Annotated in this window: 21 protein-coding genes; 17 read left to right on the forward strand and 4 right to left on the reverse strand. The window is 46.5% G+C overall.

All coding sequences use genetic code 11. The features are described from left to right. Positions 1 to 8 precede the first annotated feature (8 nt). From DWW52_RS07170 to DWW52_RS07180, 3 genes are all read right to left on the reverse strand, one after another. The gene (locus DWW52_RS07170) at positions 9 to 3,293 is read right to left on the reverse strand and encodes a SusC/RagA family TonB-linked outer membrane protein (protein ID WP_118714990.1); all 3,285 of its coding nucleotides are present in this window, start codon (positions 3,291 to 3,293) and stop codon (positions 9 to 11) included. Between the two features lie 164 nt (positions 3,294 to 3,457). Further along, positions 3,458 to 4,615 (reverse strand): FecR family protein, encoded by a 1,158-nt coding sequence (locus DWW52_RS07175; protein WP_118714774.1) that lies wholly within the window; start codon positions 4,613 to 4,615, stop codon positions 3,458 to 3,460. A 74-nt stretch (positions 4,616 to 4,689) separates the two neighbouring features. After that, complete coding sequence (locus tag DWW52_RS07180; protein ID WP_233556752.1) at positions 4,690 to 5,268, reverse strand: RNA polymerase sigma-70 factor; 579 nt, start codon at positions 5,266 to 5,268, stop codon at positions 4,690 to 4,692. 296 nt (positions 5,269 to 5,564) lie between these two features. Here DWW52_RS07180 and DWW52_RS07185 point away from each other — a divergent pair, with 296 nt between their 5' ends. Together DWW52_RS07185 and DWW52_RS21370 are read left to right on the forward strand one after the other, a co-directional pair. Continuing rightward, positions 5,565 to 5,873 (forward strand): TM2 domain-containing protein, encoded by a 309-nt coding sequence (locus DWW52_RS07185; protein WP_118714775.1) that lies wholly within the window; start codon positions 5,565 to 5,567, stop codon positions 5,871 to 5,873. Beyond that, positions 5,870 to 6,184, forward strand: a complete 315-nt coding sequence (locus DWW52_RS21370) for a DUF2752 domain-containing protein (protein ID WP_118714776.1) — start codon at positions 5,870 to 5,872, stop codon at positions 6,182 to 6,184. The genes DWW52_RS07185 and DWW52_RS21370 overlap by 4 nt, the downstream gene beginning before the upstream one ends. Here the strand turns inward: DWW52_RS21370 and DWW52_RS07195 are convergent. Continuing rightward, complete coding sequence (locus DWW52_RS07195) at positions 6,161 to 6,934, reverse strand: Cof-type HAD-IIB family hydrolase (RefSeq protein WP_118714777.1); 774 nt, start codon at positions 6,932 to 6,934, stop codon at positions 6,161 to 6,163. The genes DWW52_RS21370 and DWW52_RS07195 overlap by 24 nt on opposite strands. A gap of 434 nt (positions 6,935 to 7,368) precedes the next feature. On the opposite strand from DWW52_RS07195, the gene hutH reads away from it, so the two are divergent. Genes hutH through DWW52_RS07270 form a run of 15 tightly spaced genes read left to right on the forward strand, consistent with a single transcriptional unit; the run spans position 7,369 to position 20,047 of the window. After that, entirely contained in the window at positions 7,369 to 8,913 is a 1,545-nt protein-coding gene (hutH, locus tag DWW52_RS07200) for a histidine ammonia-lyase (protein WP_118714778.1), read from the forward strand. Beyond that, a complete protein-coding gene (gene fabG / locus DWW52_RS07205; RefSeq protein WP_118714779.1) occupies positions 8,910 to 9,638 on the forward strand; it encodes a 3-oxoacyl-ACP reductase FabG in 729 nt (242 codons plus the stop codon). The genes hutH and fabG overlap by 4 nt, the downstream gene beginning before the upstream one ends. A gap of 7 nt (positions 9,639 to 9,645) precedes the next feature. After that, positions 9,646 to 10,869: a beta-ketoacyl synthase gene (locus DWW52_RS07210; protein WP_118714780.1), complete on the forward strand. Its 1,224-nt coding sequence runs from the start codon at positions 9,646 to 9,648 to the stop codon at positions 10,867 to 10,869. Between the two features lie 14 nt (positions 10,870 to 10,883). After that, positions 10,884 to 11,135 carry an acyl carrier protein gene (locus DWW52_RS07215; RefSeq protein ID WP_118714781.1) on the forward strand — a complete coding sequence of 84 codons (252 nt, stop codon included), beginning with the start codon at positions 10,884 to 10,886 and terminating at the stop codon, positions 11,133 to 11,135. Beyond that, a complete protein-coding gene (locus tag DWW52_RS07220) occupies positions 11,122 to 12,021 on the forward strand; it encodes an acyltransferase (RefSeq protein ID WP_118714782.1) in 900 nt (299 codons plus the stop codon). The genes DWW52_RS07215 and DWW52_RS07220 overlap by 14 nt, the downstream gene beginning before the upstream one ends. An 11-nt stretch (positions 12,022 to 12,032) precedes the next feature. Further along, the gene (locus tag DWW52_RS07225) at positions 12,033 to 13,118 is read left to right on the forward strand and encodes a class I SAM-dependent methyltransferase (RefSeq protein WP_118714783.1); all 1,086 of its coding nucleotides are present in this window, start codon (positions 12,033 to 12,035) and stop codon (positions 13,116 to 13,118) included. Between the two features lie 2 nt (positions 13,119 to 13,120). Beyond that, positions 13,121 to 13,570 (forward strand): hydroxymyristoyl-ACP dehydratase, encoded by a 450-nt coding sequence (locus tag DWW52_RS07230; RefSeq protein WP_118714784.1) that lies wholly within the window; start codon positions 13,121 to 13,123, stop codon positions 13,568 to 13,570. Beyond that, positions 13,567 to 14,010: a thioesterase family protein gene (locus DWW52_RS07235; RefSeq protein WP_118714785.1), complete on the forward strand. Its 444-nt coding sequence runs from the start codon at positions 13,567 to 13,569 to the stop codon at positions 14,008 to 14,010. The genes DWW52_RS07230 and DWW52_RS07235 overlap by 4 nt, the downstream gene beginning before the upstream one ends. Then, positions 13,995 to 15,734 (forward strand): beta-ketoacyl synthase N-terminal-like domain-containing protein, encoded by a 1,740-nt coding sequence (locus tag DWW52_RS07240; RefSeq protein WP_118714786.1) that lies wholly within the window; start codon positions 13,995 to 13,997, stop codon positions 15,732 to 15,734. Before DWW52_RS07235 ends, DWW52_RS07240 begins: the two co-directional genes overlap by 16 nt. A gap of 10 nt (positions 15,735 to 15,744) precedes the next feature. Further along, complete coding sequence (locus DWW52_RS07245) at positions 15,745 to 16,005, forward strand: phosphopantetheine-binding protein (RefSeq protein ID WP_118714787.1); 261 nt, start codon at positions 15,745 to 15,747, stop codon at positions 16,003 to 16,005. Continuing rightward, the gene (locus DWW52_RS07250; protein WP_118714788.1) at positions 16,002 to 17,183 is read left to right on the forward strand and encodes a beta-ketoacyl synthase; all 1,182 of its coding nucleotides are present in this window, start codon (positions 16,002 to 16,004) and stop codon (positions 17,181 to 17,183) included. The genes DWW52_RS07245 and DWW52_RS07250 overlap by 4 nt, the downstream gene beginning before the upstream one ends. Before the next feature lie 11 nt (positions 17,184 to 17,194). After that, positions 17,195 to 18,082, forward strand: coding sequence for a beta-ketoacyl synthase chain length factor (locus tag DWW52_RS07255; RefSeq protein WP_118714789.1), 888 nt, complete (start codon positions 17,195 to 17,197; stop codon positions 18,080 to 18,082). Between the two features lie 2 nt (positions 18,083 to 18,084). Then, positions 18,085 to 18,786: a polysaccharide deacetylase family protein gene (locus tag DWW52_RS07260; RefSeq protein ID WP_118714790.1), complete on the forward strand. Its 702-nt coding sequence runs from the start codon at positions 18,085 to 18,087 to the stop codon at positions 18,784 to 18,786. Positions 18,787 to 18,795: 9 nt separating this feature from the next. Beyond that, entirely contained in the window at positions 18,796 to 19,434 is a 639-nt protein-coding gene (locus DWW52_RS07265) for an outer membrane lipoprotein carrier protein LolA (RefSeq protein WP_118714791.1), read from the forward strand. Continuing rightward, positions 19,412 to 20,047 carry a hypothetical protein gene (locus DWW52_RS07270; RefSeq protein WP_118714792.1) on the forward strand — a complete coding sequence of 212 codons (636 nt, stop codon included), beginning with the start codon at positions 19,412 to 19,414 and terminating at the stop codon, positions 20,045 to 20,047. The genes DWW52_RS07265 and DWW52_RS07270 overlap by 23 nt, the downstream gene beginning before the upstream one ends. The last annotated feature ends 224 nt before the right edge of the window (positions 20,048 to 20,271 follow it).

The following is a 20,271-nucleotide window of genomic DNA, read 5'->3' on the forward strand; positions in this document are numbered from 1 at the left end:
CTTGTTTTTTAAAAATTAAACGATAATCCTGCTTCCAAACTCCGAGCAAAAGGATAAGAAATACCTCTCTCAGACTTAATAGAAGATGCTCTAAATACATCACGCATAGAAACCTGCAGTTTTAGATTACTTAAACCGAGCTTCTGAATCCAACCGTCATAAAACTCGTAACCAAGATACACAGATTCCAACGTCAACACGTTCTCCTCTTGCACGAACCGGGAAGACATTGGAGTGGATGCGGCATTAGCGATGTTTTTAAAACGCACAATATCACCCGCTTTTTGCCAACGTTCGTAAAGTGCTCGTTTATCCTGATTTTTATTCAATCCCTCGGTTGAGATATTCTCAACTTTATTGAACAAAGCTTCATTAAACACATCCGCTCCCAATTGATAACGGAAATTCAAACTGAGCGACAATCCTTTCCAATTCAAAGACGTTCCCACTACCCCCTCTATTTTCGGACGAGTATTACCGCAAATAACCTCATCATCATATGAGAAATCATACGTGTAATTTCCATTTTCATCGTAAAATAACTCTTTACCATTCGCCGGGTCAATACCCACCGATTTTACAGCCCAAATATCATCCGGGTCCGCCCCGTCATAATACCGAACCGTATTGGCTCCCTTTCCGCTCGCGTTGAGCAACGACAATTTGTCCCCAATCTTGTCGATTCGTGTTTTCTGCGTACGCAGGTTGGCACGTACCAACCACGAAAAACGTTTATCAAAATTCTGAATAATATAGTAAGAAGCAGTAGCCGTCACTCCTTGAGAGGTTTGTTCTCCGGCATTCGTCATATAAGTTGGTGTTCCAGAAGACAACGGCATCCCAATCCGTATCAGAAGCGGGTCCGTCACTTTATGAAAATAGTCAACCGTGATATTTAAACGCCTGTTCAACAAAGTAATGTCAATACCAAAATTTTTATCCAACGTGGTTTGCCACTTCAAATCAGGATTACCCACCTGATTCAAGATTGCACCTAACCCGAAATAATTCATCGAACCATATTGGAATACATAAGTCAACAATGTTTGGGCCGAGTCGTAATTTTGATTTCCGGGATTACCGACAGAAGCCCTCAATTTCAACAAATTAATCCAATTAAAGTTATTCATGATAAATTTCTCCTTGTGCAGATTCCATCCCAAACCGACAGACCAGGTCGTGTTGTATTTTTTAGAAGATCCGAACACGGAAGACCCGCTGCTACGCAAACTAAAATCCATCAGATAACGATCGTCAAATGAATACCCAACGTTAAAATAACCGTTCAAAGAGCGAGAAACACTCTCGTAAAACGTGGGAATTCCGTGTTCCGGGTATCCGTTCGAGAAAGAAGGATAGGTAAAATCCCCATCAGGGAAACCTTGTGCCGAATACCCCTGAACCAAAGACTTGCTTGCATTGAAATTTCCCCCGGCGACCAAATTGATCCGATGGACTCCCAACACTTTAGCCCAGGTCACGCTAAGTTCCCCTTCCGCTTGATTCAACCGGGTATTCGTTGAAGTATATTCCCCCTTCTTCAAGGCTTCCGTATCTTCAAAACGCGTGTCCTCCGGGGAATAAAATACCTCTGTATCATTGTTCCCGTATGTTATTCCCAACCGGGCACGTACACGCCATTCTGTCGTGGGAAAATATTCTGCCACGAAATAATTACTCAATGAAACGTTCTTTCCCTCATTGCGACTATTCAAATTGTCATTCCACAGCGGGTTGGACGCTTCAAAATAATCATTTTTCTCCAACCATTTCTCGACAATTCCATCCTTATTCCGTTTCTTGAAATAAGGATTCGCTTCCGCGTAGGATTGAAAAGGTACAACAGGATTCTCTATATCCGTCACGTTAATCGAAAACTTGTTAGAAAATTGAAACTTTTCCATCCGATAGATCAAATCAATATTACCGCTGATGATTTCACGCAAAGACTCTTTCATCACCCCGGAAATACCGTTATACCCGACACCCAAACCAAAAAGAAAACGGCCTTCACCACCTTGCACGTACAAAGAATGTTTTTGATTTACTCCCGTGCGTAACGGTTCGGCCAACCAGTAAGTGTTTACCCCACTCTCGATAGCTTCCAATTTCTTGTTATACAATTCATTCAATTCAATTTCTTTTTCCGCACTCCAATTAGCCGGAGAATACCCTCCCGCCAATTTCTCAAATTCCAATTTTTCCCTTGCATTCATCAAATTATAACTGGTCAAATCCGGCATAGAAAGATTGAGATTCCCGTTATAACTCACCTGAAGTTCTCCCGATTTAGGTTTCACCGTTTCTACCACAACAACCCCGTTAGCAGCTTTCGATCCGTAAATAGCAGTTGAAGCCGCATCCTTTAATATCGTAATAGATTCTATACGATTAATATCCAAATCATTAATTACAGCCAATGATGATTCGAACCCGTCCAGAATGAACAAAGGTTGATTAGGATCGGCATCCAACTCGTCACGTAATCCCAACACACTTGACTTTCCCCGGATCTCCATGTTTGGCAAACGATTGGGATCCGACCCGAATTGATTATCCTCTATAATCGCGAAAGCGGGATCAAGTGTCTTCAAACTTTGCAAGACATTTTGCGTCCCCATAGTCTTCAATTCTGCAGCCGTGTAGGTTGAAGCCGATCCCGTAAAACTTTCCTTTTTACGAGTAAAAATTCCGGTAACCACGACATCTTCCAACGCAACCTTCTCTTCATGCATCGTAATCTTCAGTTCTTTATGGTATTCACCAGCTTTAAACTTAGGAACTGTCACCTGTTGCGTCTCCATCCCGATAAAAGAAAACACTAAAACAACCGAATCCTTAGGAAGTACCAAGGAGAACACACCGTCAGCATCCGTGGCCACTCCTATTGTCGTACCTTTAATCAAGACGGCAACACCCGGTAAAGGCCCTCCATTCTCATCCGTCACTTTCCCTGTAATTTTAAATTCCGGTTTTTTTTCCGGGGATTTACTTTGCACCTTAATCAGAATAATCCCCCCTTCAAGCAAGTCCCATGAAAATCCTTTATCTAAAAGTAGCATATTCAACACCTTGTCCACGGGTTCATCCTTCACGTTCACGCTCATTTTCCCCAAATTCCTGCATTGCTCTTCATTATACACGAAATCAAATTTCGTTTGACGTTTAATTTCCCGAAACACTTGTTCCGCGGAAACATCTTTCAGATTCAAAGATACCTTCTCTTGCGCCGTAGCCCCGATGGCTGTCACTTGTAACACACAGACAAGGATCAATACGATATTCCATCTCATAATCCCTAAAATTTTTCTATTCCGATGACTCGGAAAAAGAAGTAAATACCATTTTTTTTTCATAACTTTGAATTACTTTAATTTATTAATTCTCTTTATTGGCAATTCCCGTTGCACATTGAAGAGAGTAAAAAGCGGAGGGTGTTCCCGCACCTTCCGTTTATTTATTTCATATACAGGATCAATTCACGACCATTCAGTTTGTAATCGACATCCACGGAGGAAGTTAACGCTTTCAGTATAACAGAAAAATCCGCATGTCGTTTGATATCCCCGGTAAAATGAAGATTTCTTATAGACTCATCTTGAAACTCAACTTCTATATCATACCAGCGAGCCATGATGTTCATTATTTGTTCTAAACTTTGATTTTTGAATAAAAAATGTCCCTCCTTCCAAGTCACGTAAGGCAAAATATCCACTTCTTTCACTTCTACCGTTTTACTTTTCCGGTCCAAACGAGCCAATTCATTGGGTCGGATCCGCCATTCTTGACTATCACCATTCACTTGAACCCCGACAGAACCTCTCACTAGAACCGTTTCGATATAATCCTTATCATAAGTATTCACATTAAAAGAAGTTCCCAATACTTTCACATACATCTGTTCCGCTTTTACAATAAACGGCCTTTGCAAATCCTCGGCCACGTCGAAGAAAGCTTCACCTTGCAACTCCACTTCGCGAGATATCGTTCCAAAATTGATCGGGTAACGAAGTTCACTTTCAGAATTTAAGAACACGATGGTTCCATCCGATAGCTTCAAACGATACTCTCCACCCCTGGGAATTTTTAACGTATGGAATTCCGATACCAATTCCTCTTCAGCATGAGCATAGTCCAATTGATTATCGGATGCCAGAATTCCTTGCCCGAGAATCACCTGCCCAGAATCAGAAAGTTCAATTTCTTTCCCATTATCCGTAAGTAATATCGCCTTATAACTTCCCGGAGATACCGTTTGAATCACAACCGGAGCAATCTCTTGTTCATCCCGAATAAAGAAAGAAATACCTATTATTAATAACACGCTAGCGGCCACGGCCCCCCAACCTAATAAACGTACGAACTTTCTCTTCTTGCGCAGAATGCTATGTTTACGCACCTGTTCCCACAGAACAGGATTTTTCTTTTTACCTTGGATATAAATCGTTAATTCTCGGTCTATATATTCATCTTCCTGTACACGTAAAAAAAGAGCTTTACGTTCCGGGGAGCCGGATTTCCAGCAATACAATTCTTCCCGCTCGAGATCAGATAATTCATCCCGTAGACTTTTTAATAAAAGTTCTGCAATGTGATGTTCTAAGTGAAAGTCCATAATTTGCTATTTTTACACTTAAAACACTCGAATCTTCATTTGGTGTATAGTGATATACAAAAAAAATAATTATTTTATACATTATTTGATGAATCCCAAGCCTTTAACAATAATAAAAAAAGTCTGAAATCCTTGACCCGCTTGCGCATATAATGATTGGCATTATTCTTGTATTTCTTTACCGTATTGATAGAAATATTTAGCAGGCTGGCAATCTCTTCGTGTTTTTTCCCTTCCAGACTGAGTTGATACACTTCTTTACAAGCAGGAGGCAACTCTTCAAATATATAATGTAGCATTTCGAAAAGTTCTGTTTCAATTACTTTTTCAAGAAAACTTTCTTGTGGCTCTTCCACAAACTCTTCCGCATATCTTTGTTTGATTTTTTCATGACGAAGAGTATTCAAGCAGCGATTTTTTACACTCGTATACAAGAAACTTTTTATCGTAAGTTCATTGCAAAACCTTTTCCTATTTTCCCAAAGTGATACAAAAGTATCCTGAAGGATATCCTCTATCAATCGTTCATCGGGTAAATATTTATTCCCAAAATAACGCAAAGTAGAAACATTCCTCTCGTAAATCTCTTTAAAAGCGTACTCTTTCCCGTCAATAAAATCTTGAATTATATTTTCTTCTGATTGAAACATCATTAACTAACACTTTTCAACGTCTTAAATATAGAAATAATATTTTAAAACAATCAAAAAAACACGATTACTTTGTCTTTTTACTGTCCCCCAACAATAAACCTATAATTTTGGAATATATACTCGTAATCCGTGTATGAATGATTCGTCTCTTGTTCTTTTTAAATACTCACCATACAAAGTTTACATTTTGAAATTCAGAATAATATATTTATTTTTGTAATACATGAACATCCTCCTCCTGAGCGGAGAGTGGATCACGTGTGTGGAATTATCAGTATTAACTTAAACATACAACGATGTATTGTAAAAATTGTGGTGCGGAAATAGATGACAAAGCGGTCATTTGTATCAAATGCGGTTGTTCGACATCAAGCCAGAATCCAATCCCGAACCCGGGAGTAAGTGAAAAAAGCGGACTGGCAACTCTTCTTTTATGTCTTCTGCTTGGCGGGCTTGGTGCTCACCGTTTCTATGTCGGCAAGATCGGAACGGGAATCCTGCAATTGCTCACCTGCGGGGGATGCGGTATTTGGGCCTTGATTGATTTAATCATGATATGCACGGGTTCATTCACGGATGAATTCGGGAAGCCCGTGAAAATATGATATTTTATAGAATCAAGTTTTTCTTCTTCATTCTATTTCCAATCTCGTTGTACCTTGTCCCGACAAAGTTCATCTTTACCGAAAATCACGTGCCGATATGTTTGTTCAGGCTCTTGTTCGATAAAGAATGCTGGGGATGTGGTACAACAAGATCAATATTCTCGTTGCTCTATTTCAGATTCGAGGAGGCTTACACCTACAACAAACTAATCGTCATCATCGCCCCGCTTATTGCATTCCTGTGGATAAGGGAAATCTACCGTACCTACAAAAAACTCAGACCACGCTCAAATCACCCCGAAATGCCGTAAAGCCTTTTCAATTCCATCTTCATCCACGGATGCCGTCACGTAATCGGCAACTTGTTTCACGTCATTCTCGGCGTTCCCCATAGCCACCCCAATACCCACGTGTCTCAACATAGGTATGTCGTTTCCCCCATCCCCGAAAGCCATCGTTTCCTCCAGCGGGATTCCGAAATACTCGATAATCTTATCCACGCCAACCTGTTTGCTACTCCCGCGGGGAATAACATCCGTGAAAAGCGGGTTCCAGCGAGTAGCCTCACTACACGGCATGACCGACATAATCGCCCCTTCCTGCTCCCGGGTAAAAAACGCGACAAGTTGAAATATTTCTCCTTTCGCGGCTTCCCGCAAAGAGACACAAGGAGGTTCCGGGAAATTCAACATCCGGAAAACATCCTTCGTCAATTCGTTCGTGTAATTCATGTAGAGCGCGTGTTCATGCACGAAAATACACGGAAACTCTTCCGTTTGCTCCATATATCGCACCACGGAAGAAATATCTTCCGGAGGAATACTATGTTTGTAGACAACCCGCTCTCCCACCATGCAATACCCGCCGTTCAGCGTGATATAACCGTCAAACTGCAAATCACCTAAATTATTAATCGACAGCAAATGCCTTCCACTGGCCACGAAAACCCGGACACCCCGGTCTCGAAGAGCGGCGATAGCCTTCACGGTAGATTCCGGAACACGATGTGTCTTGAAGCTGACCAACGTCCCGTCAATATCAAAAAATACAGCTTTTATCATAGTTTCCCAATTTCAACGCGAAATTACAGATTTACATGACAAGTCAAATTGATCTGGGTCAAATAAACACGGTACGGATTTACACGGGAAGAAAGTAAAAGTGAAAGCAGCCGGCGATGATATGGTATTGATGAGACAAGTGATTGAATTCTGGTGTGATGGACTTGTCGAAACCGGCTGCTCTCTATATTCTAATTTGTCTATGATACAAAGATATCAAAAATATTCTAATATTAGAATAAAAATATCGAGTTTTTGTACTCTTTTTTAGAAGAAAAATCGTACAATACTATCCTACAAAGGCTTATAGTCACAATTTTATTCACTCCATCCATTGTAGACACTTTCTAAAACCTTGAAAACACTCTTAACCTTTCCCCCTCTTGTTTGCTACGTTTAAAAAAACTACTTTTGCCTTAAATTAGAACAGCTATATGTCACAAATCGTATTTCAATCTGATTCTTTGATCACATTATCCAAGATCAAAGCACTCTTATTTGAAGATAAGCAACTTGTGCTATCTGAAGATATCTTGGCGAAGGTAGAACATTGCTATACTTTCCTGAAATCTTTCTCGGAAGAAAAAGTTATCTACGGCATCAATACCGGATTCGGGCCCATGGCTCAATATAGAATCGAGGACAATTCATTGAAACAACTACAATACAACATCATACGCAGTCACTCTACCGGGGCAGGTCAACCGCTGGCTCCCGTTTACGTGAAAGCTGCCATGATCGCACGTCTAGCCACGTTTTTACAGGGTTATTCCGGCGTACATCAAGAACTGGTCTCCTTGCTCGTGCAATTCATCAACAAAGGTATTTATCCCTATATCCCGGAACACGGGAGTGTCGGTGCGAGCGGCGATCTGGTCCAACTGGCCCACATGGCCCTAGCCCTGATCGGCGAGGGAGAAGTGTTCTACAAGGGTAACCTCCGCGACACGAAAGAAATCTTGAAAGAAACCGGATTAAAACCTTTTACCGTGAAAATCCGGGAAGGTCTTTCCGTGACAAACGGAACCTCCGTGATGACCGGAATAGGCGTTGTCAACCTGATCTACGCCAAACAGATTCTTTCATGGTCGATCATCGCCTCCGTGATGATGAATGAAATCGCTTCATCCTACGACGATTTCATGTCCGAGGTATTAAACGGCTCCAAGAGACACGAGGGGCAACAAAGGATAGCAACAGCCATGCGGCAATGGGTAGACGGCAGTACTTCCGTCCGCAAGCGAGAGAACGAATTGTACCAGAAGCACGTGGAAAAAATCTTCGAACACAAGGTACAGCCTTACTATTCTCTCCGTTGCGTACCGCAAGTTCTGGGACCGATCCTAGACGAATTGGAGAATGCTGAAAAAGTATTGATCAACGAGATCAACTCTGCTTGCGATAACCCGATCGTGGACCCGGAAACCCGGAATGTCTATCACGGGGGTAACTTCCACGGGGATTATATCTCTTACGAGATGGATAAGCTCAAGATCGGGATCACCAAACTGACCATGCTTACCGAGCGCCAGTTGAACTACCTGTTCCATGACAGGATCAACGGCATACTCCCCCCGTTTGTGAATTTGGGCGTGTTAGGATTAAACTACGGTTTGCAAGCCTCACAATTCACGGCGACCTCGACGACTGCCGAGAGCCAAACCTTGTCCAATCCCATGTACGTGCATAGCATCCCGAACAACAATGATAACCAAGATATTGTCAGCATGGGAACAAACTCCGCTCTCTTGGCCAAAACGATCATCGAAAACGCCTATCAGGTGATGGCGATCCATTTCATGGCAATCGTGCAGGCGATCGACTACCTGGAGATTCAGCAAAAACTATCTCCCCGGAGTCAGGCGATATACCACGAGATACGGGCCTTCTTCCCGAAATTCACGGAAGACACCCCGAAATACAAGGAGATTAGCATGATGATCCAATACTTAAAAGAAAAGAATTTAGACATTATATGAAATACGCACTAGTAACAGGAGGAGGCAGAGGTATCGGTCGGGCAGTTTGTTTGAAACTGGCCGAAATGGGATATCACATCCTGATTAATTACCGGAGCAACGATACGGAAGCCGAGAACACGTTACAACAAGTACGGGAAAAAGGCTCGGACGGGGAACTGCTCAAATTCGACGTGATTGACGCAGCCGGAGTTACCGCGGCATTGACCACCTGGATGCAATCCCACCCCGAAGAGTACATTGAAGTGCTGGTAAACAACGCTGGTATCCGAAAAGACAATTTACTGTTATGGATGACGGGAGAAGAGTGGCACAAAGTGATAGACACCGGATTAAACGGTTTCTTCAACGTGACGCAACCCCTGTTGAAAAACATGCTCACGAAACGTTTCGGACGCATTATTAATATAGTATCCCTCTCCGGTATCAAGGGATTGCCGGGACAAACCAACTACTCGGCAGCCAAAGGAGGCCTGATCGCCGCCACGAAAGCCCTGGCACAAGAGGTAGCCAAGAAGAAAGTCACCGTGAACGCGGTGGCTCCCGGTTTCATTCACTCGGACATGACCAGTGACCTGGACGAGGGTGAATTAAAAAAACTCATCCCGGCAGGACGTTTCGGGACTCCCGAAGAGGTAGCCGACTTGGTCGGGTTTCTAGTTTCACCCGGGGCCTCCTACATCACGGGCGAAGTTATTTCTATTAATGGCGGATTATATACCTGACTTAATTATGAATAGAGTAGTCATTACAGGCATGGGAATTTATTCCTGCATCGGAAAAAATCAGGAAGAAGTCAAAGCATCATTATACACCGGTAAATCCGGCATCGGGATCGACCCTGTCCGCAAAGAATTCGGGTATCGCTCCGCCCTCACGGGCATCGTGGAGAAAACCGAACTGAAAGGCATCCTCGATCGCAAGAAACGGATCACGCTCTCCGAGCAGGGGCAATATGCTTACCTGTCAACCGTCGAAGCCTTGCAACAAGCGGGAATGGACGAGGAGTATCTTTTAAATAACGAAGTCGGGATACTCTACGGCAATGACAGTAGCACTACCCCCGTGATCGAAGCCGTGGATATTATCCGGGAAAAACACAACACGGCCCTCGTCGGTTCGGGTTCGATTTTCCAAAGCATGAATTCCACGGTAACCATGAACCTTTCCGTGATCTTCAAATTGCGGGGAGTCAACTTCACGATCTCCGGGGCATGTGCCAGCGGCTCGCACGCGATCGGAATGGGTTACCTTTTAATCCGCTCCGGTTTACAAGAAAGCATTGTTTGCGGCGGCGCTCAAGAAGTCAACATGTACTCGGTAGGCAGTTTTGACGGTTTATCGGCCTTCTCGATCCGGGAAGACGAACCGACCAAAGCCTCCCGTCCCTTCGATCGGAAACGGGATGGGCTAGTCCCTAGCGGAGGGGCGGCTACCTTGATACTGGAAAGCTACGAATCAGCCAAACGCCGGGGTGCCCATATCCTCGCCGAGGTGGTAGGCTACGGCTTCTCCTCCAACGGGGAGCATATCTCCGTGCCCAACGTGGACGGCCCTCGCCGTTCTCTGGAAATGGCTTTGAAAGATTCCGGATTGGCAGCCAAAGACATACAATATATTAATGCTCACGCGACCTCCACGCCAATCGGGGATTTTAACGAGGCTCAGGCAATCGCCGCCGTGTTCGGGGAATATCGTCCCCCGGTCACCTCGACCAAATCCATGACCGGACATGAAATGTGGATGGCCGGGGCCAGCGAGGCCATATACTCCATCCTCATGATGCAAAACGACTTTGTTGCCCCGAACATCAATTTCGAGGAACCCGATGAAGCCTCCGTTCTGCTGAATATCCCGGCAGAAACCGTTCACACGAGCCTAGATACCGTCTTGTCCAACTCTTTCGGGTTCGGCGGCACGAATTCCACGCTCATTTTAAAAAAGTTTAAATCATAAAATACCAAATACCAATGGCAAACGCAGAATTAATTGAAAAAATACGCGAAACACTAGCAGAAGAATTTGAAATCGACGCCGAACTAATCCAACCGGAAGCCCCTTTAATGAAGACGCTAGAGCTGGACAGTCTCGATCTGGTTGACATGGTGGTGTTGATAGAACACAATTTCGGATTCACGCTAAAAGCCCAAGATTTCGCCGGCATCAAAACCTTTCAGGATTTCTACGATTTTATAGAATCCCGGGTTAATGAATCAAAATAAAGACACCGGTTGGAAAGGCCGGACCCGCGGTGGTTCGTTCGGCTATCTCTTCTTCATTTTCCTGATAAAACGATTAGGAGTAAGAGTAGCCTATGCCTTTTTGAGTCTGGTCGTTCTCTATTTTATCCCGTGCGCCCCCAAGGCCACCCGAAGCACGTGGTGGTACGCGAGACATATCTTGAAATACAATCGACGAAAATCCGCCTGTTTACTCGTGCGGAATTACTATCGACTGGGACAAATCCTCATTGATAAAGTCGCTATAGGATGCGGCCGGGAGCAACAATACAACTTTAGTTTCGGAGAAGAATATTCCAAATTTCTCGATCTGCTGAATCAACAGCAAGGAGTCATCATGATCGGGGCTCACGTGGGAAACTGGGAAATCGGAGCTTCCTTTTTCAAAGATTACGGGAAAAAGATGAACATTGTCATGTTTGATGCTGAATACCAGAAAATCAAAAAGATACTGGAAGAAAACACGGACACGAAAAACTACAAGGTCATTCCCGTGAATGAAGGTGATCTCACCGCTCTCTTTAAAATTAAAGACGCTTTAGATCGGCAGGAACACGTCTGCTTCCAGGGAGATCGCTACGTGAAAGGCTCCCCGACACTACAAGCTCCCTTCATGGGAGAAAACGCACGTTTCCCGGCAGGTCCTTACACGCTAGCTTCTCGTCTCGGTGTTCCCGTGATATTTTATTTTGCCACCCGCGAAAAAGGAATGCGCTACGTGTTCCACTTCCGGATCGCAGACCCCGTGAAAAGAAATAAAGGCATCAAGCCAGAAGAAGAATTGCTTCGTCAATACCTCTCTTCACTTGAAGCCATTGTAAAAAAATACCCGGAGCAATGGTTTAACTACTATCACTTCTGGGCTTAACACGAAAAGATATGAAACTATCCTCTCCACAGAAAGAAATATACGCCAAAGATCGGTTATCCGCCAGCCGGGCACAACGCCTGGCCGAAGAGATCGCCGCCGGCCCTGTCGTGTTTCAGGTATCCCGGCTGATGATCAAATTCGGGATACTGGATATGCTGCGGGATCATCGAGAGGGATTAACCCTAGAAGAGATCGTCGAGAAAACCCGTCTTTCACGTTATGCCGTACAAGTATTGCTCGAATCATCACTCACGATCGGAACCGTCCTTTTAAAAGAAGAACGCTTCTTCCTGTCGAAAGTCGGTTGGTTTCTCCTGACAAACCCCATGACCCGCATAAACATGGATTTCAATCACGACGTGAACTACCTGGGAATGTTTCGCCTCGAAGAATCTTTACTTAACGGCAAACCGGAAGGATTAAAGGTATTCGGGACTTGGGACACGATCTACGAGGGACTATCCTCCCTACCGGAACAAGTGCAAAAAAGCTGGTTCGGGTTCGATCACTTCTATTCGGACAACTCCTTCCCGGAAGCCCTGAAAATCGTGTTCAACCGCCCTACCCCGACATTGCTCGACGTGGGAGGCAACACCGGACGCTGGGCTTTACAATGCGTGGCATACTCCCCCGATGTACAAGTTACGATCATGGACTTGCCGCAACAACTGGAACTGATGCGCCAACAAACACGGGAAATACCCGGAGCCGACCGCATCCACGGGCATGGAGTCAACTTACTGGACCCGGAAGTACCCTTCCCCGCCCCGTTCTCCGCTATCTGGATGAGTCAATTCCTGGATTGTTTCTCGGAAGAGGAAGTATTAAGTATTCTTTCCCGGGCTGCCCGCTCCATGACCCCGGAAACCAGGCTCTACATCATGGAGACGTTCTGGGACAGGCAACATTTCGAAACCGCATCCTACTGTCTGGCTCAAATTAGCCTCTATTTCACGGCAATGGCAAACGGGAACAGCAAAATGTACCATTCCGAGGACATGTTCCGCCTGATTGACCAGGCCGGATTAATTATCGAAACCATCCACGACGGGGTGGGACTAGGACATAGTATCGTCACCTGTAAATTAAAATAATCATGGACACGACCCCATTCACGACCCCATTGATCAGCGGGGAAGAGATTCTTTCACTCATCCCACAAAGGCCGCCCATGGTCATGATCGACCGTTTCTACGGGATGGACGAACAGGGCTCGTACACGGGATTTACCATCACCGCCGACAACCTGTTTTGCCACGACGGCCGACTGGATGAATGCGGGATCATCGAACATATCGCACAATCGGCAGCCGCACGTGTCGGGTACATCTATAAAACAAAAGGCGAACCGATCCCCCTGGGATTCATCGGCTCGGTCAATAAAATGAACCTTTACACCCGGCCGCGAGCGGGCGAAGAACTTCACACGACCATCAAGGTCGAACAGGAGATTTTCGACATCACGCTTATCTCGGCAACCGTACGGGTAAACGAACGCCTGATTGCCGAAGGACAACTTAAAATCTTTTTAAAAAAGGAATCATGAGACGCAGGAAAGAACACGAAGGAGCCTTAACGGACCGTACTCCTATCCGGGTCCGGTTCAGCGAGGTGGATGCCATGCAAGTCGTGTGGCACGGGGAATACGTCCGCTATTTCGAGGACGGACGCGAAGCCTTCGGACGCCGTTACGGGATCGGCTACCACGACCTGGTTCGAGCCGGGTATCTCGTGCCGATCGTGGAATTGAACGTGTATTTCAAACAATCACTGCAATTCGGGGAAACGGCTACCGTGGAAACCCGCTATATACCTTGCGATGCCGCGAAAATACAATTCGAATATACCATCTACCGGGATTCCGACCAAGCCGTCATGGCCACGGGCGCCAGCGTGCAGGTGTTCATGGATAAAGACACCCGCCAACTGGAACTGAACAACCCGGAATTTTACATACAATGGAAAAAACAATGGAACATCCTGTAAAGATATACGCCACGGCCGACAACATCATCAGCTCCCTAGGGTTTACCACCCTTGAGAACATGGAGAACATCCGGCAATATCACTCCGGTATTTACCGGATTGACGACACGAGCCTGTTCCATGAACCTTTTATGGGAGCCCGAATCGACGCGGCCCGCTTGAATCAAGCAGCACGGGAACATCAATTACAGGATTACACCCGGATGGAACAACTGTTTATCCTTTCGCTCGGGGATGTCATCCGGCAAAGCGGGATCAACCCCGCCGCCTCGGATTGCGGTTTTATCTTTTCGACCACCAAAGGCAACATTGATCATATCGGGACCGAAGCTGCTCTCCTTTCCCTCATGGCACGGCGGATTACCGCTTATTTTGGCTCGTCGCACGAACCGATAGTAATTTCAAACGCCTGTATATCGGGAGTTTCCGCACTGGTAACAGCCTCCCGGCTCATCCGGCAGGGGAGATATAAACATATCCTTGTTACCGGGGGCGACTTACTGACCCGATTCGTGATCACGGGCTTTCAATCATTCAAATCCGTCAGCCCGGAAAGATGCAGACCGTATGATTCGAAGCGGGACGGCCTCTCCCTGGGAGAAGCCTGCGGCAGTGTCCTGATCACTTCGGATTCCGGCCTGGTGAAAGAGTCCCAACCGATAGTCATCGAAGGAGGAGCCGTCACCAATGATGCCAATCACATTTCGGGCCCCTCCCGCACGGGCGACGGGCTTTACTACGCGATCCGGCAGGCAATGGACGAAACCGACCTGCAACCGGAAGATATTTCATTTATAAACACGCACGGCACGGCCACCGTCTACAACGACGAAATGGAATCCAAAGCCGTGGAATGGGCCGGATTGGAACATACCCCGCTCAATAGCCTGAAATCCTACTGGGGACATACCCTCGGGGCTTCGGGCATCATCGAAGCGATAGCCTGTTTCGAGGAATTACGCTCCGGCGAAGTATTCGGGATTCTCGGATTCGAAGAACTAGGAGTCCCGAAACCTGTCAATATCAGCGCGGAACATCGCCATGTTTCCATGCAACGATGTGTCAAAACGGCTTCCGGCTTCGGGGGATGCAACGGGGCGATCGTCTTTGCCTTGAACACGCACGCCAAACCCGTCAAATCCGTGCTTCCCGTATCCTGCCATATCACGGGCGAGTGTAGCATTGTCAACAACACGATCACGGTGAACTCGGAAATTCGATTACAAACCGATCCGAAGGAAGAATTCGCAACTTTCATTCGTACAGCCTATAAACAACTGGCGACAGATGACCGTAAGTTTTACAAAATGGACGATCTCTGCAAACTGGGATATATCACGGCAACTCATTTGCTCGCCACCTCGGAACGATACAAAACGTGTTCTCCCCTAGAAATCGGGCTTATCCTCTCAAACCGCTCCTCCTCGCTCGATACCGACGAAAAGCACCAGCAGATCATCGACGAGATGGGAGACAAGGAAGCCAGTCCCGCCGTGTTCGTCTATACCTTACCGAACGTGGTTTTAGGTGAACTCTGCATTCGCTACAAAATTCAAGGCGAAAACACCTTCTTCATCAGTCCCGACTACCCGGCAGACTTCCTGACCGAATACGCCCGGGATGTCATGGCACGCCATACACTCCAGTTGTGTATCATCGGGTGGTGCGAACTGAAAGGAGAACAATATAAATCACATTTTTATATCTTAGAAAAAACAAATTAAAATCAAGTATATGGAACAATTAATACAAGAATTGAAAGCATCACTTATTGAAGCGTTAAACCTGGAAGACATCACACCCGAAGAGATCGAAAATAACGCTCCCTTGTTCGGGGAAGCAGGCTTAGGGCTGGATTCTATCGACGCGCTGGAAATCATCCTAATCTTGGAACGGAATTACGGAATCCGCATTGCCAACCCGGCGGAAGGTAAAGAGATATTCTATTCCGTCCAAACACTGGCTGATTATATCACGGCAAACCGGAAACAATGAAAGTGCTGGTCACGGGCATCGGGTGCGTGTCGGCTATCGGGACAAACGTGAACGACCACCTGCTCTCTTTTCAAGAAAAGAGGAGCGGTCTGGGTCCCGTTACCCTTTTCCCGACAAACCATACCGAACCGGTAGCCGAGGTAAAACTCTCCAACACGGTATTAAAAAATAAACTGGGCCTGCCGGAACAAGCCGTCATATCCCGCACGGCCCTACTCGGGATGCTTGCGGCCCGGGAGGCTTTCGAGGACGCCGACCTATCAGGAGTGACAAACCTCCGTATCGGTTTGATTTCCTCCAATTCCACGGGAGGCATGGACCTGAGCGAACATTTTTACCCGGAATTCCGACAGGACCCCACACGAGGCAACCTACACGACATCGCCTCCCATGATCCCGGAGACAGCACCGAACGCATAGCCAGACTCCTCGGTCTCAACGGTTTCCGCACGACGATCAGCACCGCCTGCTCTTCTGCCACCAACGCCATCATGCTTGGAGCCAGATTGATCCGACAAGGAATACTCGACATCGTTATTGCCGGAGGGACGGATGCCTTGTGCAAATTCACGCTCAACGGCTTCGGCTCGCTGCTGATTCTCGACAAAACGCCCTGCCGCCCCTTTGACGCTTCACGTGCCGGGCTAAACCTCGGAGAGGGAGCCGGGTATCTGGTACTCCAATCGGAAAAAACAAGCTACCGGAAAACGTATTGCACCCTGGCCGGATATGCCAACGCGAACGACGCATTCCACCAAACCGCCTCCTCATCAGACGGGAACGGCGCTTATCTCGCCATGAAAGGAGCCTTGGAAAAAGCGGGATTATCACCCGACTCTATCGACTACATCAACGCCCACGGCACGGGAACTCCCAACAACGATGCATCCGAAAGTGCAGCCATTCAACGCCTATTCGGAAACCGTATTCCTCCTTTCAGTTCCACCAAAGCCTTCACGGGCCACACGCTGGGAGCCGCCGGAGGAGTGGAAGCCGTTTTCTCGGTACTGGCCCTGCATCACGGGATATTATACCCGAACTTGAACTTCAACCAACCGATAGCCGAAACCGGATTAATACCCGTCACGGAATATCAAACAGGAGTATCCATTCGTTCCGTCCTGTCCAACTCATTCGGATTCGGTGGTAACAACACGTCGTTGCTATTCCGAAAATAAAAAATTGAACCATGTCGAAACAGACCATCTACATAAACAGCATCGCCTCCACGCTCCCGGACACGCAGGATTCCCCGGAATTCGTACCCGGCAAACAGGTCTCCATTCAGGAACCGGACTACAAGACCCTGATCCCGGATGCCACTTTACGCCGTCGCATGAGCCGCATTGTCCGCATGGGAGTAGCAACCGGAATGCAATGCCTGAACAAATTCCCGAACGCTCCGGTTGATGCCATTCTTACCGCCACCGGGTACGGTTGTCTGGGAGATACCGAAAAGTTCATGAACACCCTGCTGGACAACCACGAACAGATGCTCACCCCGACAGCATTCATACAATCGACATTCAACACCATCGGGGCGCAAATCGCCCTGTTATCCAAGAACCACGGGTACAACAACACCTACACGCACCGGGCCTTCTCCTTTGAAAGTGCCCTGCTGGATGCCATCCTATTATTACGAGAGGAAGAAGCCTCCAACGTGCTGGTCGGGGCAATCGACGAAATGACGCCTACCGTATACGAAATACTAAAACGCCTCGGTTTATGGCGTAATGCCCTGGCCGGAGAAGGGGCCAACTTTGCCATTCTATCCACCACGGCCATCCCCGAAAGTTACGCCGTTTTAGAAGGGATCGAACTGTTCAACGGGACCTATTCTGCTGCCGAAATCCAAGAACGTATTCACAATTATCTCGTGCAAAAAGAGGAAAAGAATGTAACCGTTCTATTTCCAAGTGATTACAAGAAAATCTGCGGCGAATACCCGACAGCCATGGCGTATGCCTTCAACACCTGTTGCAAACACCTGCAAAGCGGGGAAATTAAAACGCCTATACTCGTGTATAACACGTTTTTAGGCAACCATTCATTCATCTTCCTAAAACCGGTATAATCATGTGGTGGATTATCGTTATCGCATGCGTCATGCTCTTCTTCTTTTACGCCTCTTATAACATCGGTTCAGGAGTCTACGTGAAAACATTTTGTCGTAAAAAGACCACGGATAAAGTCGTGGCCCTCACCTTTGATGATGGCCCGGATGCCACTTACACGCCCCAAGTACTCGATATATTAAAACGACATCACGCCCCGGCAGCCTTTTTCTGCATCGGAGAGAAAGCTGAAAAGTACCCTACTATCGTACAAAGAGCCTTCGCGGAAGGTCATCTCATCGGGAATCACTCCCACTCACACACGAACCGTTTCCCGTTGTTACCACGAAAACAGATGATTGCCGATCTTCAACAGGCACAACAAATTCTGGAACAGATCATCGGCTCTCCCGTCACTTTCTTCCGGCCTCCTTTCGGGGTAACCAACCCGACGATAGCCAAAGCCGTACGACAACTCGGCTACACCACGATCGGTTGGAGTGTCCGTTCCCTAGACACCCGGAAAGAACCGATTTCCCGGATACTACGCCGCATCACCCGACAACTCTCTCCCGGAACGGTCATTCTCCTGCACGACCGTCTTCCAGACAGTCCCGAACTTCTCCGGCAATTACTGGAATACTTGCACGAAAACGACTATAAAATCATCCGGGTAGACCAACTAATTCCTCTACAAAACCTATCTTTGCAAAACAAAAAATGACATCATAACATGAAATATATCTATTGCCTACTTCTGTTCTGCACGTGTGTCAGCCTCAAACTATCGGCACAGGAAGAACTGAAACCCCTCGCTTCCATCGCAGCCTTTCAGGAACGGCTGAAACAGGAAGCGGCAAACATCCGTTCCATTGAAAGCGATTTCACGCAGGAAAAATACCTGGATGTCTTCTCGGAAAAAGTCATTTCCAAGGGACGATTCTATTTCAAACAGGACAACATGATCCGCATGGACTACTCTTCCCCCTTGAACTACCTGATCATCATCAACGGGCAAAAATTAAAAACCGTATCCGAGGGAAAAAGCAACGTGGTAAACCTAGGCTCCAACCCGATGATGAACGAAATGAAGGGTATGCTATCCGCTTGCATGATCGGTGACTTGAACGCCATCGGCTCCTCCTACAAACTGGAATACTTCGAAACCCCCACGCTCTATGTGGTCAAAATACAACCGACCAGCAAGAGCGTGAAAGCCTATATCTCGGAAATCGTGATCTCCCTCGACAAGAAAGACATGGCCGTGAAGACCCTGCGGCTATCCGAGAACGAGAAAGACTACACGGAGTACCATTTTACGAACAAGAAATACAACACGCTGACCTCCGATGAGAAGTTTACTATTCGTTAGTCTTTGCCTGTTATTGGCTTGTGGTTCCTGCGCCCCCTCCATCACCCGGGGATTACGCAAAGGCCCGGTTCAATCCGTCCGGAAAGAACAACTTCCCCCCATGGCACAAACGAACGGGACACTGCTCAAATACAACATGATCTTCGACTTCATGAAGAAACACTTTAGCGGAATGCTACTCGTGAAACAAACAGACACGAACACCATACGCACCCTGTTCAGCACCCACTTCGGGCTTAGCCTGTTCGATTTCGAGATCAACAAGGACACGCTGATCGTCCATCACTGCATCGAACCTCTGCAAAAGAAAAACGTGCTTTCCCTCCTGCAAAAAGACCTAAGTATTCTTTTCGGATTAAACCTGCAAGCCCAGCACGAAGCCACCGTCTACTCCGATACCCGCAATAACGCCGCAATCGTCTATCGCCTTGATAACCCGAATATTTTCTACCGCAAGGACCTCACTTCCAACAACCTGGAACGAATCAAGGCCGGACGAGGTTTCGGCAAAACATACTTCCGGCTACTACCCGGCGAGAACGGCAACGGGAACAGCATCCTGATCCGCCACCCCCTCCTGCGCCTGTCCATACAACTGGAACCGTTGGAATAATATAATAACAGGCATTAGAACTCAAGTGTATATCACCTACATTTACAGTGAATTGCACCGGTGTCTCGCCTATAAGTTAATTGAAAGTTAACTGATAGTTGATTGAAAGTTGACTAACGGAAACCGTGAACTTCCACCGAACTTTATATTGATAACCCATTTATATATAAGCGAGACTCTAGAGTGTGTGTATAGAAACACAGGAGAGTGTATACCGGGACACA

Source organism: Odoribacter sp. AF15-53, assembly GCF_003479425.1.
Taxonomy (GTDB): Bacteria; Bacteroidota; Bacteroidia; order Bacteroidales; family Marinifilaceae; genus Butyricimonas.

What these genes read in the sequence shown, in the direction of transcription:
- DWW52_RS07170 (WP_118714990.1), bottom strand. Translation starts at nt 3,293, where the DNA reads ATGAGATGGAATATCGTATTGATCCTTGTCTGTGTGTTACAAGTGACA.
- DWW52_RS07175 (WP_118714774.1), bottom strand. Translation starts at nt 4,615, where the DNA reads ATGGACTTTCACTTAGAACATCACATTGCAGAACTTTTATTAAAAAGT.
- DWW52_RS07180 (WP_233556752.1), bottom strand. Translation starts at nt 5,268, where the DNA reads ATGATGTTTCAATCAGAAGAAAATATAATTCAAGATTTTATTGACGGG.
- DWW52_RS07185 (WP_118714775.1), top strand. Translation starts at nt 5,565, where the DNA reads ATGTATTGTAAAAATTGTGGTGCGGAAATAGATGACAAAGCGGTCATT.
- DWW52_RS21370 (WP_118714776.1), top strand. Translation starts at nt 5,870, where the DNA reads ATGATATTTTATAGAATCAAGTTTTTCTTCTTCATTCTATTTCCAATC.
- DWW52_RS07195 (WP_118714777.1), bottom strand. Translation starts at nt 6,934, where the DNA reads ATGATAAAAGCTGTATTTTTTGATATTGACGGGACGTTGGTCAGCTTC.
- hutH (WP_118714778.1), top strand. Translation starts at nt 7,369, where the DNA reads ATGTCACAAATCGTATTTCAATCTGATTCTTTGATCACATTATCCAAG.
- fabG (WP_118714779.1), top strand. Translation starts at nt 8,910, where the DNA reads ATGAAATACGCACTAGTAACAGGAGGAGGCAGAGGTATCGGTCGGGCA.
- DWW52_RS07210 (WP_118714780.1), top strand. Translation starts at nt 9,646, where the DNA reads ATGAATAGAGTAGTCATTACAGGCATGGGAATTTATTCCTGCATCGGA.
- DWW52_RS07215 (WP_118714781.1), top strand. Translation starts at nt 10,884, where the DNA reads ATGGCAAACGCAGAATTAATTGAAAAAATACGCGAAACACTAGCAGAA.
- DWW52_RS07220 (WP_118714782.1), top strand. Translation starts at nt 11,122, where the DNA reads ATGAATCAAAATAAAGACACCGGTTGGAAAGGCCGGACCCGCGGTGGT.
- DWW52_RS07225 (WP_118714783.1), top strand. Translation starts at nt 12,033, where the DNA reads ATGAAACTATCCTCTCCACAGAAAGAAATATACGCCAAAGATCGGTTA.
- DWW52_RS07230 (WP_118714784.1), top strand. Translation starts at nt 13,121, where the DNA reads ATGGACACGACCCCATTCACGACCCCATTGATCAGCGGGGAAGAGATT.
- DWW52_RS07235 (WP_118714785.1), top strand. Translation starts at nt 13,567, where the DNA reads ATGAGACGCAGGAAAGAACACGAAGGAGCCTTAACGGACCGTACTCCT.
- DWW52_RS07240 (WP_118714786.1), top strand. Translation starts at nt 13,995, where the DNA reads ATGGAACATCCTGTAAAGATATACGCCACGGCCGACAACATCATCAGC.
- DWW52_RS07245 (WP_118714787.1), top strand. Translation starts at nt 15,745, where the DNA reads ATGGAACAATTAATACAAGAATTGAAAGCATCACTTATTGAAGCGTTA.
- DWW52_RS07250 (WP_118714788.1), top strand. Translation starts at nt 16,002, where the DNA reads ATGAAAGTGCTGGTCACGGGCATCGGGTGCGTGTCGGCTATCGGGACA.
- DWW52_RS07255 (WP_118714789.1), top strand. Translation starts at nt 17,195, where the DNA reads ATGTCGAAACAGACCATCTACATAAACAGCATCGCCTCCACGCTCCCG.
- DWW52_RS07260 (WP_118714790.1), top strand. Translation starts at nt 18,085, where the DNA reads ATGTGGTGGATTATCGTTATCGCATGCGTCATGCTCTTCTTCTTTTAC.
- DWW52_RS07265 (WP_118714791.1), top strand. Translation starts at nt 18,796, where the DNA reads ATGAAATATATCTATTGCCTACTTCTGTTCTGCACGTGTGTCAGCCTC.
- DWW52_RS07270 (WP_118714792.1), top strand. Translation starts at nt 19,412, where the DNA reads ATGAGAAGTTTACTATTCGTTAGTCTTTGCCTGTTATTGGCTTGTGGT.